20 protein-coding genes are annotated in these 17,370 nt (G+C 59.0%); 3 read left to right on the forward strand and 17 right to left on the reverse strand.

Annotation, left to right across the window (positions count from 1 at the left end):
- Positions 1-18 precede the first annotated feature (18 nt).
- The 13 genes from tolB to LOY70_RS23560 all read right to left on the reverse strand — a co-directional run bounded on the left by tolB (position 19) and on the right by LOY70_RS23560 (position 10,726).
- A complete protein-coding gene (gene tolB, locus LOY70_RS23500) occupies positions 19-1,320 on the reverse strand; it encodes a Tol-Pal system beta propeller repeat protein TolB (RefSeq protein ID WP_025215223.1) in 1,302 nt (433 codons plus the stop codon).
- On the reverse strand, positions 1,317-2,396 hold the full coding sequence (tolA, locus tag LOY70_RS23505; protein ID WP_265029485.1) for a cell envelope integrity protein TolA: 1,080 nt from the start codon (positions 2,394-2,396) through the stop codon (positions 1,317-1,319). The genes tolB and tolA overlap by 4 nt, the downstream gene beginning before the upstream one ends.
- Positions 2,396-2,848 (reverse strand): protein TolR, encoded by a 453-nt coding sequence (tolR, locus tag LOY70_RS23510; protein WP_162178173.1) that lies wholly within the window; start codon positions 2,846-2,848, stop codon positions 2,396-2,398. Before tolR ends, tolA begins: the two co-directional genes overlap by 1 nt.
- A 23-nt stretch (positions 2,849-2,871) precedes the next feature.
- A complete protein-coding gene (gene tolQ, locus LOY70_RS23515) occupies positions 2,872-3,567 on the reverse strand; it encodes a protein TolQ (RefSeq protein ID WP_025215226.1) in 696 nt (231 codons plus the stop codon).
- Positions 3,557-4,024 (reverse strand): tol-pal system-associated acyl-CoA thioesterase, encoded by a 468-nt coding sequence (gene ybgC, locus LOY70_RS23520; RefSeq protein WP_265029486.1) that lies wholly within the window; start codon positions 4,022-4,024, stop codon positions 3,557-3,559. Before ybgC ends, tolQ begins: the two co-directional genes overlap by 11 nt.
- 127 nt (positions 4,025-4,151) lie before the next feature.
- Positions 4,152-5,213: a Holliday junction branch migration DNA helicase RuvB gene (gene ruvB, locus LOY70_RS23525; protein ID WP_025215228.1), complete on the reverse strand. Its 1,062-nt coding sequence runs from the start codon at positions 5,211-5,213 to the stop codon at positions 4,152-4,154.
- Entirely contained in the window at positions 5,214-5,822 is a 609-nt protein-coding gene (ruvA, locus tag LOY70_RS23530) for a Holliday junction branch migration protein RuvA (RefSeq protein WP_265029487.1), read from the reverse strand. It lies immediately after the preceding gene.
- A 114-nt stretch (positions 5,823-5,936) separates the two neighbouring features.
- Positions 5,937-6,461, reverse strand: coding sequence for a crossover junction endodeoxyribonuclease RuvC (ruvC, locus tag LOY70_RS23535; protein ID WP_025215229.1), 525 nt, complete (start codon positions 6,459-6,461; stop codon positions 5,937-5,939).
- A 152-nt stretch (positions 6,462-6,613) separates the two neighbouring features.
- Positions 6,614-7,360: a YebC/PmpR family DNA-binding transcriptional regulator gene (locus tag LOY70_RS23540; protein ID WP_265029488.1), complete on the reverse strand. Its 747-nt coding sequence runs from the start codon at positions 7,358-7,360 to the stop codon at positions 6,614-6,616.
- Between the two features lie 120 nt (positions 7,361-7,480).
- Complete coding sequence (aspS, locus tag LOY70_RS23545; protein ID WP_025215231.1) at positions 7,481-9,256, reverse strand: aspartate--tRNA ligase; 1,776 nt, start codon at positions 9,254-9,256, stop codon at positions 7,481-7,483.
- A gap of 75 nt (positions 9,257-9,331) precedes the next feature.
- Positions 9,332-9,553 carry an FmdB family zinc ribbon protein gene (locus LOY70_RS23550; RefSeq protein ID WP_003178589.1) on the reverse strand — a complete coding sequence of 74 codons (222 nt, stop codon included), beginning with the start codon at positions 9,551-9,553 and terminating at the stop codon, positions 9,332-9,334.
- Between the two features lie 147 nt (positions 9,554-9,700).
- Positions 9,701-10,045 carry a ribbon-helix-helix domain-containing protein gene (locus tag LOY70_RS23555; RefSeq protein ID WP_123344924.1) on the reverse strand — a complete coding sequence of 115 codons (345 nt, stop codon included), beginning with the start codon at positions 10,043-10,045 and terminating at the stop codon, positions 9,701-9,703.
- Between the two features lie 207 nt (positions 10,046-10,252).
- Positions 10,253-10,726, reverse strand: a complete 474-nt coding sequence (locus LOY70_RS23560; RefSeq protein ID WP_123344923.1) for a Dps family protein — start codon at positions 10,724-10,726, stop codon at positions 10,253-10,255.
- A gap of 395 nt (positions 10,727-11,121) precedes the next feature.
- On the opposite strand from LOY70_RS23560, the gene LOY70_RS30025 reads away from it, so the two are divergent.
- Positions 11,122-11,727, forward strand: a complete 606-nt coding sequence (locus tag LOY70_RS30025; protein WP_123344922.1) for a cold-shock protein — start codon at positions 11,122-11,124, stop codon at positions 11,725-11,727.
- Between the two features lie 71 nt (positions 11,728-11,798).
- Here LOY70_RS30025 and LOY70_RS23570 read toward each other — a convergent pair whose 3' ends face one another.
- Both LOY70_RS23570 and LOY70_RS23575 read right to left on the reverse strand, forming a co-directional pair.
- Positions 11,799-12,005, reverse strand: coding sequence for a SlyX family protein (locus tag LOY70_RS23570; RefSeq protein WP_123344921.1), 207 nt, complete (start codon positions 12,003-12,005; stop codon positions 11,799-11,801).
- A 3-nt stretch (positions 12,006-12,008) separates the two neighbouring features.
- Entirely contained in the window at positions 12,009-12,434 is a 426-nt protein-coding gene (locus tag LOY70_RS23575; protein WP_123344920.1) for an HIT family protein, read from the reverse strand.
- A gap of 886 nt (positions 12,435-13,320) precedes the next feature.
- Here LOY70_RS23575 and LOY70_RS23580 point away from each other — a divergent pair.
- Positions 13,321-14,613 (forward strand): OprD family porin, encoded by a 1,293-nt coding sequence (locus tag LOY70_RS23580; protein WP_265029489.1) that lies wholly within the window; start codon positions 13,321-13,323, stop codon positions 14,611-14,613.
- A 166-nt stretch (positions 14,614-14,779) separates the two neighbouring features.
- Here LOY70_RS23580 and LOY70_RS23585 read toward each other — a convergent pair whose 3' ends face one another.
- Positions 14,780-15,622 (reverse strand): mechanosensitive ion channel family protein, encoded by an 843-nt coding sequence (locus tag LOY70_RS23585; RefSeq protein ID WP_265029490.1) that lies wholly within the window; start codon positions 15,620-15,622, stop codon positions 14,780-14,782.
- 197 nt (positions 15,623-15,819) lie between these two features.
- Positions 15,820-16,299, reverse strand: coding sequence for a YajQ family cyclic di-GMP-binding protein (locus tag LOY70_RS23590; protein ID WP_123344917.1), 480 nt, complete (start codon positions 16,297-16,299; stop codon positions 15,820-15,822).
- Positions 16,300-16,442: 143 nt separating this feature from the next.
- Between LOY70_RS23590 and LOY70_RS23595 the strand changes: the two genes are divergently transcribed.
- The gene (locus LOY70_RS23595) at positions 16,443-17,360 is read left to right on the forward strand and encodes a putative 2-dehydropantoate 2-reductase (RefSeq protein ID WP_265029491.1); all 918 of its coding nucleotides are present in this window, start codon (positions 16,443-16,445) and stop codon (positions 17,358-17,360) included.
- Positions 17,361-17,370: the final 10 nt, after the last annotated feature.

Below are 17,370 nucleotides of genomic sequence, written 5' to 3' on the forward strand. Positions count from 1 at the left end.
AAAACGTATTGCGCCGCGTCAGTTCAGGTAAGGGGACCAGGACGGTTCTCTGACTTCGCCTTGTGCGGTAGGAAGCGGGAGCCTCACGCGTCCATTAATGGACACGAGCATCAAGACTCCCCGGCCCTGCTGGCGGGTGGCGTAGATTACCATGGTGCCGTTGGGCGCAACAGTAGGTGACTCGTCCAGAGTGCTATCAGTGAGGATTTTTACACTTCCGCGCTGCAAATCCTGGGCCGCTACCTTGAAATTAGTGAAACCGTCCTGGCGGTGGATCATCACCAGGGTCTTTTCGTCCGCCGACAGTTTGGGGTTGGCGTTGTAGTTACCGACGAACGTCACGCGTTCCGCACCGCCACCACCCGCGCTGGTCTTGTAGATCTGCGGCTTGCCGCCACGGTCGGAGGTGAAGTAGATGGTCGAGCCATCCTTGCCCCAGAACGGTTCGGTGTTGATGCCCGGGCCATTGGTCACGCGGGAGATCGAACGCGAAGCCAGGTTCATCACGTAGATGTCCGGGTTACCGTCCTTGGACAGCACGAATGCCAGGCGAGTACCGTCCGGCGACCAGGCTGGCGCGCCGTTGAGGCCTTCGAAGTTGGTGATCTGCTCGCGACGACCGGTGTCGATGTGCTGCATGAAGATACGCGGACGCTTCTGCTCGAACGAGACATAGGCGATGCGCTTGCCATCGGGGGCGAAACGCGGCGACAGGATGGGCTCGCGCGATTGCAGCAAGGTCACTGCACGGGCGCCGTCATAGTCGGAGCGCTGCAGGGTATAGCGGGTGTTGTTCTCGGAGAAGCGTTCGGCCGTCACGTAGAGCATACGGGTAGAGAACGCACCCTTGATACCGGTGAGTTTCTCGAACGACTGGTCGGCGATGTAGTGCGACATGTCGCGCAGCTGATCGACGCTGCCCGACACGCTGCCGGTCAGCACTTGCTGCTCGGTGGCGACGTTGAACAGGGCGTATTGCACCTGCAGGCGACCGCCGGCCGGAACGATGCTGCCGACCATGATGTACTGGGCGCCCAGGGCCTTCCAGTCACGGTAGATGACTTCGCTGGCCTGGGTTGGCAGGCTGATCATGTTCTGTTTTGGAATCGGCGCGTAGTAACCCGAGTTGCGCAGGTCGTTGCCGATGATCTCCGCCATATCGTCCGGCAGGACGCTACCGCCCTGCCAGCCGAACGGTACGACGGCGATCGGGGTAGCCCGGTCGCTGCCGCTGGTGACCAGAATGTTCTTTTCCTCTGCTACCGCTATCCCTGCCAGGCAGCAGATAACGACAAGCATTCCTCGAAGAAGGTTTCTCACAAGGCTAGATCCTCAGGTGTGAATGTCATCTTGAATGAACGATAGGGAGCAAAGTCGCTCGGTTTCATTCCTTGCATTTCCGTCAATCGTCCAATGTTCTTGACCGCTGCGACCGCCGAGGCGTCGAACGGACCGTCACCGCTGGACTTGGCGACGCTGACCGAGGTAACCGTACCGTCGGGCAACATGCCGATTTGCAATACTACCGTCATGCCTTTACGCGCCGAAGGTGGACGAGCCCAACCTTCCGCCGCTCGGGCGCGAATCAAATCATCGTAACTGCCGGCGACTTCATCGCCCTGCTCATCAGCCAATGCCTGCTGACGCTCCGGCGTGTCGGAAAGCAAATCTGCCAAGGCCTGGGCCTTTTTATCTTCGGCGGACTTACGCGCTGCGTCCTGGGCCTTTTTCTTGGCGGCGTCGGCGGCGGCTTTCTTCTTCGCTTCTTCGGCGACTTTCTTTTTCGCCTCGTCAGCTTCAGCTTTCTTCTTGGCGTCTTCGGCCGCTTTCTTCTTCGCGTCCTCGACGATCTTTTTCTTCGCTTCTTCAGCGGCCGCTTTCTTGGCCTCTTCTTCAGCGGCTTTCTTGGCTTCTTCTTCGGCTTTCTTCTTGGCTATATCAGCCAATTGTTTCTCTTCGGCCTTTTTGGCTTCGGCGGTTTTCTTCGCTTCGTCGGCTTTCTTGGCTTCGTCAGCCTTTTTCGCCTCGTCCGCTTTCTTCGCCTCATCGGCCTTCTTGGCTTCCTCGGCCTTTTGAGCCGCTTCCTCTTTCTTTTGTTCCGCGGCCTTTATCGCCTCTTGCTCGACCTTCTTCTGCTCCATCTGCTCGACTTCAGTCTGGCGCGCGGCGGATTTCTTCGCCTCGCCCGCGAGCTTCTGGTTGGTCTGGGTGGTCGCCTGGCTCTTGGACTTGAGCTGGTACAACGTCGCCTGCACGATCGGCTTGGCCGGCGGCAGCTCCGGGGTCATGGCAAAACTGACGAACAGCATGCCGAACACCAGCACATGCAGGCCGATTGCCAGGACGCTAGGCCAGAAGAAGCTTTCCGAGGCGGACGGCTCTCGCTGTTGCTGCATCAGGGCGCCTCGGTAATCAAGCCAACATTACCGACCCCGGCTTTCTGCAGACCGCCCATGGCCCCCATCACGGCACCGTAGTCGACGGTCTTGTCGCCGCGAATGAAGACCTGGGTACGCTTGCCACCATCGTTGCCGACACGAATGATCTTGGTCACCGCGTCAGTCATCTGCGGCAAGGTCATGGCCCGGTCCTGCTGCTTCTCGGTATCGACTTCGCTGCCAAGGTTCCAGTAATAGGTCTTGTCAGCCTTGATCGAAATGGTCAGGACCTGGGTGTTGTTGTCCTGCGGCAAGGCTTCGCTGGAAACCTTGGGCAGATCGACCTTCACGCCCTGATTGAGCATGGGCGCGGTCACCATGAAGATGACCAGCAGCACCAACATCACGTCGATGTAGGGCACCACGTTCATCTCGGCGACCGGCTTGCGCTTTTTTCGGGCTCGAGCGATTAAAGCCATTGGGAAATACCTGCTTATTCTTCGCTGGTGTGCACTTTGCGGTGCAGGATCGCCTGGAACTCATCGGCGAAGGTGTAGTAACGGCCGGTCAGCGTTTCGCTGCGGGCAGCGAAGCGGTTGTAGGCGATAACGGCCGGAATGGCCGCGAACAGACCGATGGCGGTGGCGATCAGTGCCTCGGCGATACCCGGGGCCACGGTGGCCAGGGTCGCTTGCTGGGCCGAAGCCAGGCCACGGAAGGAGTTCATGATCCCCCACACGGTACCGAACAGACCGATGTACGGGCTGACCGAGCCGACGGTGGCCAGGAACGACAGGCCCTGTTCAAGCTTTTCTTCCTCGCGGGAAATGGCGACGCGCATGGCCCGGGCCACACCTTCCATCACCGCTTCCGGGTCAACGCCTGGCTGCTGGCGCAGACGGGAGAATTCCTTGAAACCGGCACGGAAGATCTGCTCCACGCCCGAATCCGGATCCGGGTTGCTGCCCGCCTGGCGGTAGAGCTTGGACAGGTCGATGCCGGACCAGAAGCGCTCTTCGAAGCTCTCCAGGGCACGGCGACCGGCGCGCAGCATGTTGCTGCGCTGAAAAATCATGATCCATGAGGTCACCGATGCGGCTACCAGAATCAGCATTACCAGTTGCACCACGACGCTGGCATTGCTGACCAGGCTCCACATGGAGGAATGGTCGACGACGTTAGCTTCCACGCTTTATCTCCTGCTCTGAGTGTGTACCCGCGCCGCTCACGCCGGCAAAGGCCGCACGTAGAGCTTCGGGAATGGCCCGGGGTTTCAAACTATGGGTGCGCACACAGGCCACCAAAAACTGCCCTTCACAGAGCAGCACATTATCCGTAGCCCGCCTGACCTGCTGCTTGAAACGCAGGCTGACACGGTTCAATTCGATGACATCGGCACTTACCAGAAGCTCGTCGTCCAGTCGCGCCGGCGCGTGGTAGCGCGCTTCGCTGGAATGCACGACGAATAACAGGTCCTCCCCTGCCAGCGCGGATTGGGCAAAACCCAGTTCCCGCAGCCGTTCGGTTCGAGCCCGTTCCATAAACTTGAGGTAATTGACGTAGTAAACGATGCCGCCGGCATCGGTGTCCTCGTAATAAACGCGACAGCGATGTGCGAACGACTCCAGCCCGTATTGCGCGCGCATACTCTAGTGCTTACTCCTCAGGTTGCCAATCGGCCAGGCAACTGTTTTTTCATTCTCGAATGCATTGACGCTCCGGGTGTCGTCTGGGACAGCACCAACCGGAAAAAAGTCGACATAAAACGCTCGCTCAATCGTCTACGGCATCGAGGAATTCGTCTACCACCGGCATCTCACCCATTCGTGTCGGGATGTTTAAGCCGAAATGCAAATAAGCATGGCGGGTCACCACGCGGCCACGGGGGGTACGCATGATGTAGCCTTGCTGAATCAGGTACGGTTCCAGCACATCCTCAATGGTGTGGCGCTCTTCGCTGATCGCCGCGGCCAGGCTGTCCACGCCCACCGGGCCACCGTCGAATTTCTCGATCATGGTCAACAGCAATCGCCGGTCCTGATGGTCGAAGCCCCGCTCGTCAATGTCCAGCAGGTTCAACGCCAGGTCGGCAATCGGCTTGGTGATATGGCCCTTGGCCCGGACTTCGGCGAAATCGCGAACCCTGCGCAGCAGCCGGTTGGCGATCCGCGGCGTCCCCCGGGCCCGACGGGCGATCTCATAAGCGCCGTCCGGGTCCAGCGGCAACCCGAGGATGCTCGCCGAGCGGCTGACAATCGTCGCCAGGTCGGCGTTGTTGTAGAACTCCAGCCGCTGGACAATACCGAAACGGTCGCGCAGCGGGTTGGTCAGCATGCCGGCGCGGGTGGTGGCGCCCACCAGGGTAAAGGGCGGCAGGTCCAGCTTGATGGAGCGCGCCGCCGGCCCTTCGCCGATCATGATGTCGAGCTGGAAATCTTCCATGGCCGGGTACAGCACTTCCTCGACGATCGGCGACAAGCGATGGATTTCGTCGATGAACAGCACGTCATGGGGCTCAAGATTGGTCAGCAGCGCCGCCAGGTCGCCGGGCCGCTCAAGGACCGGCCCGGACGTGCTCTTGATCGACACGCCCATTTCCTGGGCAATGATGTTGGCCAGGGTAGTCTTGCCCAGCCCTGGAGGACCGAAGATCAAGGTGTGGTCCAACGACTCGCTGCGCCCACGGGCCGCCTGGATGAACAGCTCCATCTGCTCGCGCACGGTCGGTTGACCGATGTAGTCGGCCAGGCTGACGGGACGAATCGCCCGGTCCTGGATTTCCTCGCGGTCACGGGGCGCGCCCGTGGCGGCGATCAGACGGTCAGCTTCAATCACTTAAATCATTCCCTTCAGGGCACGACGAATCATATCTTCAGTGCTCAGGCCTTTTTCCTTGATAGAGGAAATCGCCTTGCTGGCTTCCTGCGGCTTGTAGCCCAGGGAGATCAGCGCGGTCACCGCATCGTTTTCGGCGCTGGCCGCAGGCACCGGCGCGTCCGGCTGATTCGGCACCAGCGCGAACATCGCCGGCACCGCTTCCCAGGCCTTGAAACGGTCCTTGAGCTCGACCAACAGGCGCTCGGCGGTTTTCTTGCCCACACCCGGCACCTTGGTCAGCGCCGAGGTGTCCTGGGACTGCACGCAGCGCACCAGCTCGTCGACTTCCAGGCTCGACATCAAGGCCAGGGCCAGTTTCGGGCCGACGCCATTGAGGCGGATCAACTCGCGGAAGAAATCGCGCTCGCGCTTGCCGACGAAGCCATAGAGTAACTGCGCATCCTCACGCACGACCAAATGGGTGTGCAATGTCAGCGGCTCACCGACCGACGGCAAGCGATACAGCGTGGTCATGGGCACTTCCAGCTCATAGCCGAGCCCGTTTACATCCAGAATCAGGTGCGGCGGCTGTTTTTCAGCCAGGGTGCCGCGCAAGCGTCCAATCACGTTTCAGATCCTTGGGCGTAGGCCAGCCGCTGGCTGGCGAGTAACAGCCGGAGCAGAAACGCCGACAACACAGGCGCAAAATGCTCGGGCTCACGAAAGATTGCGCTGATGCTATCAGAGACGCAGGCGCCCGCCACGACTGCGTGCAGCTCCCAGACCGTGGGGCAGCAAACTGGAACGGGTATGGGCATGGCAAATGGCGATGGCCAGGGCGTCGGAGGCGTCGATCTGCGGCTTGCTGACCAGCTTCAACAGATGCATCACCATCATCTGCACCTGTTCCTTGTTGGCCGCGCCCGTTCCGACGACCGCCTGCTTGACCTGGGTTGCCGTGTACTCGGCGATCTCCAGGCTTTCCTCGGCGCCAGCAACGATCGCCGCGCCCCGGGCCTGCCCCAGTTTCAAGGCAGAATCGGCGTTGCGCGCCATGAACACCTTTTCAATGCCCATGGTGACCGGCCCATAGGTCTGGATGACTTCGCGCACGCCGCGATAAACAATCTGCAGGCGCTCGTGCAACTCGCCGGCACCGGTGCGAATGCAGCCGGACGCAACATACACGCAGCCGCGCCCGGTATCACGAACCACGCCGTAGCCGGTGATGCGCGAACCGGGGTCGATGCCAAGGATTAAAGTCATAGCGCCTGCGGTTTGAAGAGGATTTGACCAGACCTGTGGGAGCGAGCTTGCTCGCGATGGCGTCGGGTCGGCAAGCACAGTGCTGACTGGAATATCGCTATCGCGAGCAAGCTCGCTCCCACATTGGCATTCGTGCAGTTAAATAGAAGCCATCAGCCGAGTTGTTCAGCGACAGACTCCGGAATATCGGCATTGGAATAAACGTTCTGCACGTCATCCAAATCTTCCAGCATGTCGATCAGCTTGAGGACCTTCTCGGCGCCGTCCAAGTCCAGTTCGGCGCTGGTGGTCGGTTGCATGACGATTTCCGCGTCGGCCGGCTTGAAACCGGCCGCCTCCAACGCGTTGCGCACGGCATAGAAGCTGGCGAACGAGGTGAACACATCGAACGAGCCGTCTTCATGGCTGACCACGTCGTCGGCGTCGGCTTCCAGGGCCGCTTCCGTCAGGGCATCTTCGTCGAGGCCCGGCGCGAAGCTGATTTGCCCTTTGCGCTCGAACAGGTACGCCACCGAACCGTCAGTGCCCAGGTTGCCGCCGCATTTGCTGAAGGCGTGACGCACGGCGGCGGCGGTACGGTTGCGGTTGTCGGTCATGCATTCGACCATCACCGCCACGCCGCCCGGGCCATAACCCTCGTAGGTCAGTTCTTCAACATTGTCGGCCTCGGTCGCACCCGCGCCACGGGCGATGGCCCGGTCGATGATGTCGCGACTCATGTTGGCACTCAGCGCCTTGTCCAGGGCCAGGCGCAGACGCGGGTTGGAACCCGGATCGCCGCCACCCTGGCGGGCCGCGACCGTCAGCTCACGGATCCACTTGGTGAAAATCTTGCCCCTCTTGGCATCCTGACGTTCTTTGCGGTGCTTGATGTTCGCCCACTTGGAATGACCTGCCATAACTCGCTCCGGTTTTGCCTTGGAACATTGCCCGCCCCGCGCTCGCGCGGCCGCCGGCAATCAGAAAATATCGACCCTAATGAAAAGGCGCATCCGAAGATGCGCCTTCAAGGGCCAGCCTTACTCAGCCTTAGGCTGTTCACGCAGACGGATGTGCAGCTCGCGCAGCGCCTTGGCATCCACCAGACCCGGGGCCTGGGTCATGACACAGGCCGCGCTCTGGGTTTTCGGGAACGCGATCACTTCACGGATCGACTGGGCGCCGGTCATCAGCATCACCAGGCGGTCCAGGCCGAAGGCCAAGCCACCATGGGGCGGTGCACCGTACTTCAGCGCATCGAGCAGGAAGCCGAACTTCTCTTCCTGTTCCGCTTCGCTGATGCCCAGCAGACGGAAGACCGACTGCTGCATTTCCTTGCGGTGGATACGGATCGAACCGCCACCCAGCTCGGTGCCGTTGAGCACCATGTCGTAGGCACGGGACAGGGCGGTCGCCGGGTTGGCTTCCAGTTCCTGCGGTGTGCACTTGGGTGCCGTGAACGGGTGGTGCAGCGCGGTGAAGCTGCCGTCGTCGTTCTCTTCGAACATCGGGAAGTCAACGACCCACAATGGCGCCCACTCACTGGTGAGCAGCTCCAGGTCGTGACCGACCTTGATTCGCAGCGCGCCCAGGGCTTCGCTGACGATCTTGGCCTTGTCGGCACCGAAGAACACGATGTCGCCATCGACCGCGCCGACGCGATCGAGGATCACATTCAGGTTGGCCTCAGGGATGTTCTTGACGATCGGCGATTGCAGGCCTTCGACGCCTTTGGCGCGCTCGTTGACCTTGATGTACGCCAGGCCACGGGCACCGTAGATGCCGACAAACTTGGTGTAGTCGTCGATCTTGCTGCGCGGCATGCTCGCCCCGCCCGGTACGCGCAGGGCGGCAACACGGCTTTTCGGATCGTTGGCCGGACCGCTGAAAACCTTGAATTCGACTTCCTTGAGCTGATCGGCCACGTCCACCAGTTCCAACGGGATACGCAGGTCAGGCTTGTCGGAACCGTAGCGGCGCATGGCCTCGTCCCAGGTCATGTGCGGGAATTCGCCGAATTCCAGACCCAGCACTTCCTTGAACAGGTTGCGGATCATGCCTTCGGTCAGGCCCATGATGTCTTTTTCGTCGAGGAAGCTGGTCTCGATGTCGATCTGAGTGAACTCAGGCTGACGGTCGGCACGCAGGTCTTCGTCGCGGAAGCACTTGGCGATCTGGTAGTAACGGTCGAAGCCGGCCACCATCAACAGTTGCTTGAACAGCTGCGGCGATTGCGGCAAGGCGAAGAAGCTGCCTGGGTGGGTACGGCTCGGCACCAGGTAGTCGCGAGCGCCTTCCGGGGTGGCGCGGGTCAGGATCGGCGTCTCGACGTCGAGGAAGCCGTTCTCGTCCAGGTAGCGACGAATGCTGGTGGTCATGCGCGAACGCAGACGCAGCTTCTCGGCCATTTCCGGACGACGCAGGTCGATGAAGCGATAGCGCAGGCGGGTTTCTTCGCCCACGTCGGAGTATTCGTTGAGCGGGAACGGCGGGGTTTCCGCTTCGTTCAGCACTTCCAGCTCGTAGCCCAGCACTTCGATCATGCCGGACGCCATGTTGGCGTTGCCGGCGCCGGCCGGACGCAGGCGCACCTTGCCGGTGATCTTGACGACGTATTCGCTGCGCACACGGTCGGCGGCGGCGAAGGTTTCAGCGCGGTCCGGATCGAACACCACCTGGGCCAGGCCTTCACGATCACGGATATCGAGGAAAATCACCCCGCCATGGTCACGGCGACGATGAACCCATCCGCAAAGAGTAACTTCCTGACCTTCCAGGCTTTCGTTCAGTTGGCCGCAATAATGGCTGCGCATCATGGTAGTGGTTTCACTTCTCGTAATTCGAAATTCGGTTGGAGGCCCTGCCCGTGCAAGAACTCGCGCGTGTTCAACTCAATCAGCTTTGTCGCCACCGGCCAGGTTCTTCTTGGCGCCGGTCTTGAAGTCGGTTTCATACCAGCCGGTGCCGCCGAGGCGGAAACCTGGCATGGACAGCATCTTCTTCAGTTCCGGCGCCTGGCAGGCAGGGCAGTCGACCAGCGGTGCCGCGCTGATCTTTTGAATGGCTTCCATCTGATGACCACAGGAAGCACATTGATAGTCGTACATCGGCATGGGGGTTGTCTCGGCGATCAGGTTACTCGCGCAAAGGCTGGGCTTTGCGGCAAAGAGCGGGATTATATCCATTAAATGCGGCCTGTGCAGCCGTAAGCGCACAGGCCGTTACCGGTCCGGCTCAGTCATCGACAGCGGCGCGCCACATCAATGACGATCCACGACTTCCATCGCGGTTTCCTTCAAGCTGTGTACCACGCAGACCACACGCACCAGCCCACTGAAATTGCGCACCCCGCCATGGCGCAGATGCACCTCCCGATCCACATGGGACAACAAGGTGCTGATAGAACAGCGGTTGAGCTGGGCCATGTCGCCGAGGATATCCCAATAGACCTGCTCCAACCGCAAACAGGTGGCGAACCCATTCAGGCGAATGGATCGGGCCAGGGGCCGGGCCAGTCGCATATCGAACCCCCTGACGAACGGGTCGACGTTTATGGACTGAAAACGCCCATGCACGCCCTCCCCGGGTTCTTTTCCTTGAATCATACCGTTGACACTCCTTTGCCATACGAACCTCCAGTGGGAACAACCCATCTGTGGCCCTTATGGAAGCTCAACGGCATCGTCAGATCCAGACGACTTTATGACCATCGCCGTAGGACAAGCCAACAGCAGGCAGGCGATGAATTACGCCGTCCTACACACGAGGCGCAGGCAATGATACCGACGGTCCCTTCATCACCTGCGTGACGCTTATTGGTTTTCCAGTAACGAACGCAGCATCCACGCGGTCTTTTCGTGGACCTGCATGCGCTGGGTCAGCAGATCGGCGGTCGGCTCGTCACTGACCTTGTCCAATAAAGGAAAGATACCGCGGGCCGTACGCGTCACCGCCTCCTGGCCCTCGACCAGTTGACGGATCATATCTTCAGCGCCGGGCACACCCTCCTCTTCCTTAATAGAAGACAAGCGCGCATACACCGAATAGGCACCTGGGGCCGGGAAGCCGAGGGCGCGAATGCGCTCGGCGATCAGGTCCACCGCCAACGCCAGCTCGTTGTATTGCTCCTCGAACATCAAGTGCAGGGTCCGAAACATCGGCCCGGTGACATTCCAGTGGAAATTGTGGGTCTTGAGGTACAGCACATAGGTGTCCGACAACAGGCGTGACAGCCCGTCGACGATGGACTTGCGATCTTCTTCACTGATACCGATATCAATGGCCATGTTGGTTGATCTCCTGATGGTGATGAATTTGACAGCGGCCACTCCACTCTAGTGGTTTTTGCCGCCTACAGCCTGCGACAGATCGCCAGCCCTCCTGAACCGACAAGCCCGGACACTGGACGGTTCCGCCAAACCGGGCATTCAATGCCCTTGCCAGACACCTTCAAGCGCCAGAGGGCCTTTTTCTGGCCGACGAACAGCGCGGCGCACGTCCGTAACGGGTTTGAGAAGGCCAGGGCTTTGCTGTTAAATAGGCAGTGTGTCGCTACGCCTATTTTTCCGGGCGTGACGCATAGGCTGATTCGGGTACGTGTCCAACGCCTCTCATTGTTCCGAAGCGAACCGCCCCCGACCAGCTCTTCCTTGTGATCCGTCTTAACCGTGAGCCAATCAAAATGTTGAAAATCGTCCACTTGCTAATGGGCGCAGCTGCCCTGCTGCTGTCCTTCATCCCTAGCCTGGGTTCCGAAGCCACACCTTACCTGCAACACCCCGACGCACTGTACCTGGCCTTTTTCGGCCTGCTCAACCTGACCCTCGCACCTGTTATCCCTTACTGGAACAAAGGTCCACGTCACCAACTGCAAAACCTTGTCAGTGCCCTGCTGGTACTGGCCGTCGCCCTGCAAACCCTGGCCCTGCTCGCGCCCATGCCGGAAATCGCTGGCCAACCGGCCATTGTGTTCAGCCTGGCCGCGGCACTGTTTGCGGTGGCACTGCACCTGGCGGTCAGCTTCTACAAAAAATCGTCGCCAGCTGCCGCTCCCCAAAACTACGACATGTCCAACCGCGATACCGGTACGGTAAAGTGGTTCAACACATCCAAGGGGTTCGGCTTCATCTCCCGCGATTCCGGCGATGACATTTTCGTGCATTTCCGGGCCATTCGTGGCGAAGGGCACCGCGTCCTGGTAGAAGGCCAGCGCGTGGAGTTCTCTGTCATGAATCGCGACAAGGGCCTGCAAGCCGAAGACGTGATCGCCGCGCTCCCGCGCCGCTGATCCAAGCGTAAAAAAACCGCGATGCAGCCAGGCTGCTCGCGGTTTTTTATTGCCTGCCGTCCAGCGACAGATCAGTAATGAGGGGGTGGCGCCTCTTCTTCGAAGGTTTCGAATTGCCCCGCCATCTCTTCTTGACGCCTGAGCAGCGCGGCCATCTGCAATTGCAGGCGTTCGACGATGGCCCGCTGCTCGATCAGCACATCATTCAATGCCTGGATGGTGTCATCCTGAAACGCCAGGCGGCTTTCCAGATCGGTTACACGCTCTTCAAGGTTCATGGTTCAGCCCTCCAGAAACTTGAAATCATCGGTCAAGGCCCCGCGCAATCGCTCGCGAATGGCCGTCACCTGTTCTGCATTATACGGCTTGGCCGGATGCTTGCCCCAGACCGGCGCCGGCCAGGCGGCATCATCGCGCTTGCGGACGATGACATGCATGTGCAATTGACTGACAACGTTACCCAAGGTTGCAACATTCAACTTGTCGGCGTCGAACGAATCCTTCAGGGTTTCGGCCAGCGCAGTGGTTTCTTTCCACAACTGTTGTTGATCGGCGTCATCCAACTGAAACAATTCGCTGATATCTTCCCGCCGCGGTACGAGGATGAACCACGGGTAATTCGAATCGTTGGACAGGAGCAACCGGCACAGCGGGAAATCACCGATGGGCAATGTGTCTTGTTGCAGTCGTGGATCTAAAGCGAACACCGTGCGTACTCCTTGCTCGTTATCGATTTGCCCAGCTTGGGGGCTCGCAGGCCTGAGCGGGACACAGACCCGCAGCATACCTGCGAACGTCGGCGCCATCACTGGGTAACGCCCAAGGTTCTGAGCCAAAAGCATCTTTCGAGCAGTCCTGAACTTATTAAAGTGCAATGCTGCGCACCAATACCGCGCAAAGCATGCCTCAAGGGGCTGATAGCGCCACCCAGGCCATAGGCCGAGCAGTACAGCTGTATGATTTTCGAACAGTTTGAAAATTTTTTGCACCAAAACAGCACAGTGCGTCTACGCTCAGTGCACGAAGCATCCGGGATTTACTCACCGGATGGGGTGAACCGGTAACGTTTTTGGTTGTCATGCAGCCTTTACCGCCCCCAACACCAGAGCTGCGCAGCAGTCAACCCCATTTAAAACAAGGCCTTTGGAGCCCGCTTTCATGAGGTTTCACCGCAACCGCCGCTAAAATGTGAAAAAAATGTAAACGAAATTCGGGTTTGTGCATGCTTGTTGCATTCATCCCCACATCGTCTACAGGGCATCGCCGGAAGCGGGAACCTGCAGACCTATAAATTAAGTGGCAAGGCTGCCCACAGGAGCTTCAAGCGTGGTAACTACGGACTCTTTACACCGATGCCAGAGAAAAACAACAACGTTCAAGTTGTGAACCTGAGTGCGTCGGGACAGCTGAAATACGACATGGATCGAGCCATTGGCGACATGGTCGTAAAGAAGCTGAAAGGTTGGATGGGCAAGTATCGCCAATAATGTCGTCGTGATATAAGTTTGCGCCGACACAAAAAGAAAGAGCCGCCCAGATAAAAAAACAGGTGGGACGGCAGTACTCTTCTAAAAACCAAAGGAGCAAATCACGATGCGCGTGATGAAGTGGAGCATGATCGCACTGGCTGTTTCGGCCGGTACCTCGCAGTTCGCAATGGCATCCTCCCAAGAGGAATCCAAGGGCTTTTTTGAAGATCAGAGCCTGACTGTTAAAAGTCGCATGCTGTACATGAACCGTGATTTCAAACACGGTGAAGCCAACAACCAGAATACCGGCGGCAAAGCACGTCGCACTGGCTACCGCGAAGAAACCGGTCTGGGTGTACAGGCTGTTTACGAGTCCGGCTTCACTCAAGGCACCGTTGGTGTTGGTGTGGATGCTCTGTTCAATGGCCAAGTCAAACTGGACAGCGGCCCAGGCCGTACCGGCAACAGCATCTTCGGCACAGGTGACGACGGTACCCCAGAAGACACCCAATCCGAAGTCGGTGGTGCAGTCAAGTTCCGCTTGTCCGACACCGTCCTGAAATACGGTAATCAATACACTACCAGTCCCGTGTTCTCCACGGACGACAGCCGTCTTAATCCAGAAGTGGCTACCGGTACGCTCATCACCAGTAAGGAAATCAAGGGTCTGGAGCTGACCGCGGGTCGTTTTACCGCTATGAACGCACAGAACTACACGGGCCGTGACAGCATCAATGGTCGGCACAGCAAAGGTCTGCCGTCCGCTAATATTGCCGGTGCAACCTACCAGTTCACTGACAATTTCGTAGCCGGTGTAGCCGCCTCCGACGTTGAAGATTACTTCAAGAAGAAGTATCTCAACCTGAACTACACCCTGCCGATCAACGAAGATCAGTCCCTGAACTTCGACTTCAACGGCTACGACAGCAAGAGTCAGGGCCAAGAACTGAGCGGTGACATTGATAACCGCATCTGGTCGCTGGCAGCAGCCTACAGCCTCGGCGCGCACAAATTTACCGTGGCTCACCAGCGCTCCTCCGGTGACAGCGGCTATGCGTACGGCGTTGATGGTGGCGGTACGGTCTACCTCGCCAACTCCGTGCAATATTCCGACTTTAACGGTGAAGACGAGACTTCCTGGCAGGCTCGCTACGACCTGAACATGAAGAGCTACGGCATTCCTGGCCTGAGCTTCATGACCCGTTACATTACCAGTGACAACATCGCTACCGCGACAACCGACGCCAAGGCCCACGAGTGGGACTTCGAAACTAAGTACGTTCTGCAAAGCGGTCCAGCCAAGGACCTGTCTGTGCGTCTGCGTAGCGCGGTTTATCGGACTAGTAACAATAACCCGGATTACGACGACAACAACGACTTCCGCGTAATCGTCGAATACCCACTGAGCATCTTGTAATTCAGTGCTAGTTCGATAGCTTCACTCGCAACAAACAAAAAACCGCTCACCTGGATCAGGTGAGCGGTTTTTTTATGCCTATTGTAATGTCAGCTTTAACAAGGCTCTTTAAATAGCAAGCTAACTAAACATAACCTGACCCCAACGCCAAGTTACATTCAAGTCGTTATTGCGCAGGCCCTTCCTGAACGACCCGAATCACTCGTTGCGGAAACGGAATATCAATACCCGCCTCTTTCAAACGGTCCCGAGCCTGTTCATTCAACATGAACATCACGTTCCAATAATCCGCAGTCTTGACCCATATCCGCAACGACACCGTGATCGAACTGTCGCCCAAGGTGGAAATCACCGCTTCAGGCGCCGGATCGGCCAGCACACGTTCGTCCTTGGCCAGCTCCAGCAGCACTTCCCGCGCCTTCTGCAAATCGGCCTGGTAGTCCACGCCCACGTCGAACACGACTTTGCGAGTCGGCTGGCGATTGGTGTTGGTGATGATCCCGTTCGACAGATTGCCGTTTGGCACGATGACCGTCTTGTTGTCGCCCGTACGCAATACTGTGTGGAAGATCTGGATGCTGTCGACCGTACCGGCCACGCCCTGGGCTTCGATCCAGTCGCCGATACGGAACGGACGGAACAACAGAATCAGCACGCCGCCGGCGAAGTTCGCCAGGCTGCCCTGCAACGCCAGGCCAATCGCCAGGCCTGCCGCACCAATGGCGGCGACGAATGAGGTGGTTTCCACACCGATCATCGACGCGACGCTGACGATCAGCAATATTTTCAGGATGATGTTCGCCAGGGTACTGATAAACCCCTGCAACGCCAGGTCGGCGTTACGCAGGGCCAGCAGAGCGCCCAGTTTTTGCGTCACCTTGTTGATCAGCCACCAGCCGATCGTCAGGGTAATGAGCGCCAGCAGTACCCGGCTGCCGTACTCCATGATCATCGGGACCCAGGTCTGGGAAGCCTTGACCAAGTTGTCCACTTCAGCGTTCAAGTCCATCAAATTCTCCTTTGTTCTGTTACCGCAAAAGCCCAATCGAAACACATTGTGGCGAGGGGATTTATCCCCGCTGGGCTGCGAAGCAGCCCCCAAAAGCTGATCACGTCGACCTGATACACCACGGCGCAGGCTTTAGGGCTGCTCCGCAGCCCAGCGGGGATAAATCCCCTCGCCACAGTCATGCGGACAACCAGCAGTCAGTCGCGAAAGTTATTGAACTGCAGCGGCATGCCGAATTCCTTGCCCCGCAGTGCCGCGATGGCTTCCTGCAAGTCGTCGCGCTTCTTGCCGGTGACGCGCACCTGCTCGCCTTGGATAGCCGCTTGTACCTTGAGCTTGGCGTCCTTGATGTGAGCGACGATTTTCTTCGCCAGTTCCTTGTCGATACCTTCCTTGAGCACCGCTTCCTGTTTCATCAGCTTGCCCGAGGCATAGGCGTCCTTGACCTCGAGGCACTGCACGTCGATCTTGCGCTTGACCAAGGCCAGCTTGAGGATCTCGATCATCGCTTCGAGCTGGAACTCGGCCTCGGCGGTCAGGTTGACGGTCAGGTCCTTGAACTCGAAACTGCCCTTGCCCTTGAGGTCATAACGACGGTCGAGTTCCTTGACGGCGTTTTCAACGGCGTTGGTGACTTCGTGTTTGTCCAGTTCGGATACCACGTCGAATGACGGCATGTAGTGTTCTCCAAATAAAAAGGCGCGCCAGTAACAAAGGCGCGCGCTTGGCTTGTGGTTAAAATCGGGCTCATTATAACGGGTCTTTTCTTGCCGATACCGCGAGCCCCTCAGATGCCTGCGCCAAACCGAGTAAAAAACTGATGTCCACGACCTGGCATGTCCTGGGGGCCGGCAGTCTCGGCACGTTGTGGGCCACGCGCCTGGCCCGGGCCGGCCTGCCGGTGCGCCTGGTGTTGCGCAATGAAGCCCGGCTGCAGGCGTATCGGGCGAGCGGTGGACTGACACTGGTGGAACAGGGCCAAACACAGCGCTACCCCGTGCCTGGGGAAACGGCGGACAGCCCCGAGCCCATCAAACGCCTGCTATTGGCCTGTAAAGCCTATGACGCAGAGGCCGCCGTGGCCTCGGTGGCCCATCGCCTGGGCACCGAGTCGGAACTGATCCTTCTACAGAACGGCCTCGGCAGCCAGGACGCGGTGGCCAATTGTGTTCCCCAGGCCCGTTGCATCAGTGCCTCCAGCACCGAAGGCGCGTTCCGCGACGGTGACTGGCGCGTCGTGTTCGCCGGCCACGGCTACACCTGGCTGGGCGACCCCGCTCACCCGGTGGCGCCATTCTGGCTGGACGACCTGAGTGCCGCCGGCATTCCCCACGAATGGAGCGCCGACATCCTCACTCGGCTCTGGCGCAAACTGGCACTCAACTGCGCAATCAATCCGCTGACCGTGCTGCATCACTGCAAGAATGGCGGTTTGCAGGCGCATCACTGCGAAGTGGCGACCCTCTGCGCCGAACTCACCGACTTGCTGGAGCGCTGTGGTCAGCCTGCGGCTGCCGAAGACTTGCCGACGGAGGTCGAACGGGTGATCCAGGCCACCGCCGCCAACTACTCCTCGATGTATCAGGATGTCGCCAACGGACGCCGCACCGAAATCAGCTACTTGCTCGGCTACGCCTGCAAAGTCGCCCAGCGCCATGGGCTGACAGTGCCGCACCTGGAACAGCTGCGCCAGCGACTGACTGCCCACTTGGACAACCTCGGATTGCCCGGCGACTGAGCAGCGGCTA

The organism is Pseudomonas sp. B21-054 (genome assembly GCF_026016345.1).
In the GTDB taxonomy this organism is placed as follows: Bacteria; Pseudomonadota; Gammaproteobacteria; order Pseudomonadales; family Pseudomonadaceae; genus Aquipseudomonas.

Bases quoted from the DNA above. Each gene is read 5' to 3' on its own strand.
- LOY70_RS23540 (WP_265029488.1), bottom strand. From the start codon at position 7,360: ATGGCAGGTCATTCCAAGTGGGCGAACATCAAGCACCGCAAAGAACGT.
- LOY70_RS30025 (WP_123344922.1), top strand. From the start codon at position 11,122: ATGTTGAAAATCGTCCACTTGCTAATGGGCGCAGCTGCCCTGCTGCTG.
- aspS (WP_025215231.1), bottom strand. From the start codon at position 9,256: ATGATGCGCAGCCATTATTGCGGCCAACTGAACGAAAGCCTGGAAGGT.
- tolA (WP_265029485.1), bottom strand. From the start codon at position 2,396: ATGCAGCAACAGCGAGAGCCGTCCGCCTCGGAAAGCTTCTTCTGGCCT.
- LOY70_RS23590 (WP_123344917.1), bottom strand. From the start codon at position 16,299: ATGCCGTCATTCGACGTGGTATCCGAACTGGACAAACACGAAGTCACC.
- LOY70_RS23595 (WP_265029491.1), top strand. From the start codon at position 16,443: ATGTCCACGACCTGGCATGTCCTGGGGGCCGGCAGTCTCGGCACGTTG.
- ruvC (WP_025215229.1), bottom strand. From the start codon at position 6,461: ATGACTTTAATCCTTGGCATCGACCCCGGTTCGCGCATCACCGGCTAC.
- ybgC (WP_265029486.1), bottom strand. From the start codon at position 4,024: ATGCGCGCGCAATACGGGCTGGAGTCGTTCGCACATCGCTGTCGCGTT.
- LOY70_RS23580 (WP_265029489.1), top strand. From the start codon at position 13,321: ATGCGCGTGATGAAGTGGAGCATGATCGCACTGGCTGTTTCGGCCGGT.
- LOY70_RS23550 (WP_003178589.1), bottom strand. From the start codon at position 9,553: ATGCCGATGTACGACTATCAATGTGCTTCCTGTGGTCATCAGATGGAA.
- LOY70_RS23570 (WP_123344921.1), bottom strand. From the start codon at position 12,005: ATGAACCTTGAAGAGCGTGTAACCGATCTGGAAAGCCGCCTGGCGTTT.
- LOY70_RS23560 (WP_123344923.1), bottom strand. From the start codon at position 10,726: ATGGCCATTGATATCGGTATCAGTGAAGAAGATCGCAAGTCCATCGTC.
- LOY70_RS23585 (WP_265029490.1), bottom strand. From the start codon at position 15,622: ATGGACTTGAACGCTGAAGTGGACAACTTGGTCAAGGCTTCCCAGACC.
- LOY70_RS23555 (WP_123344924.1), bottom strand. From the start codon at position 10,045: ATGATTCAAGGAAAAGAACCCGGGGAGGGCGTGCATGGGCGTTTTCAG.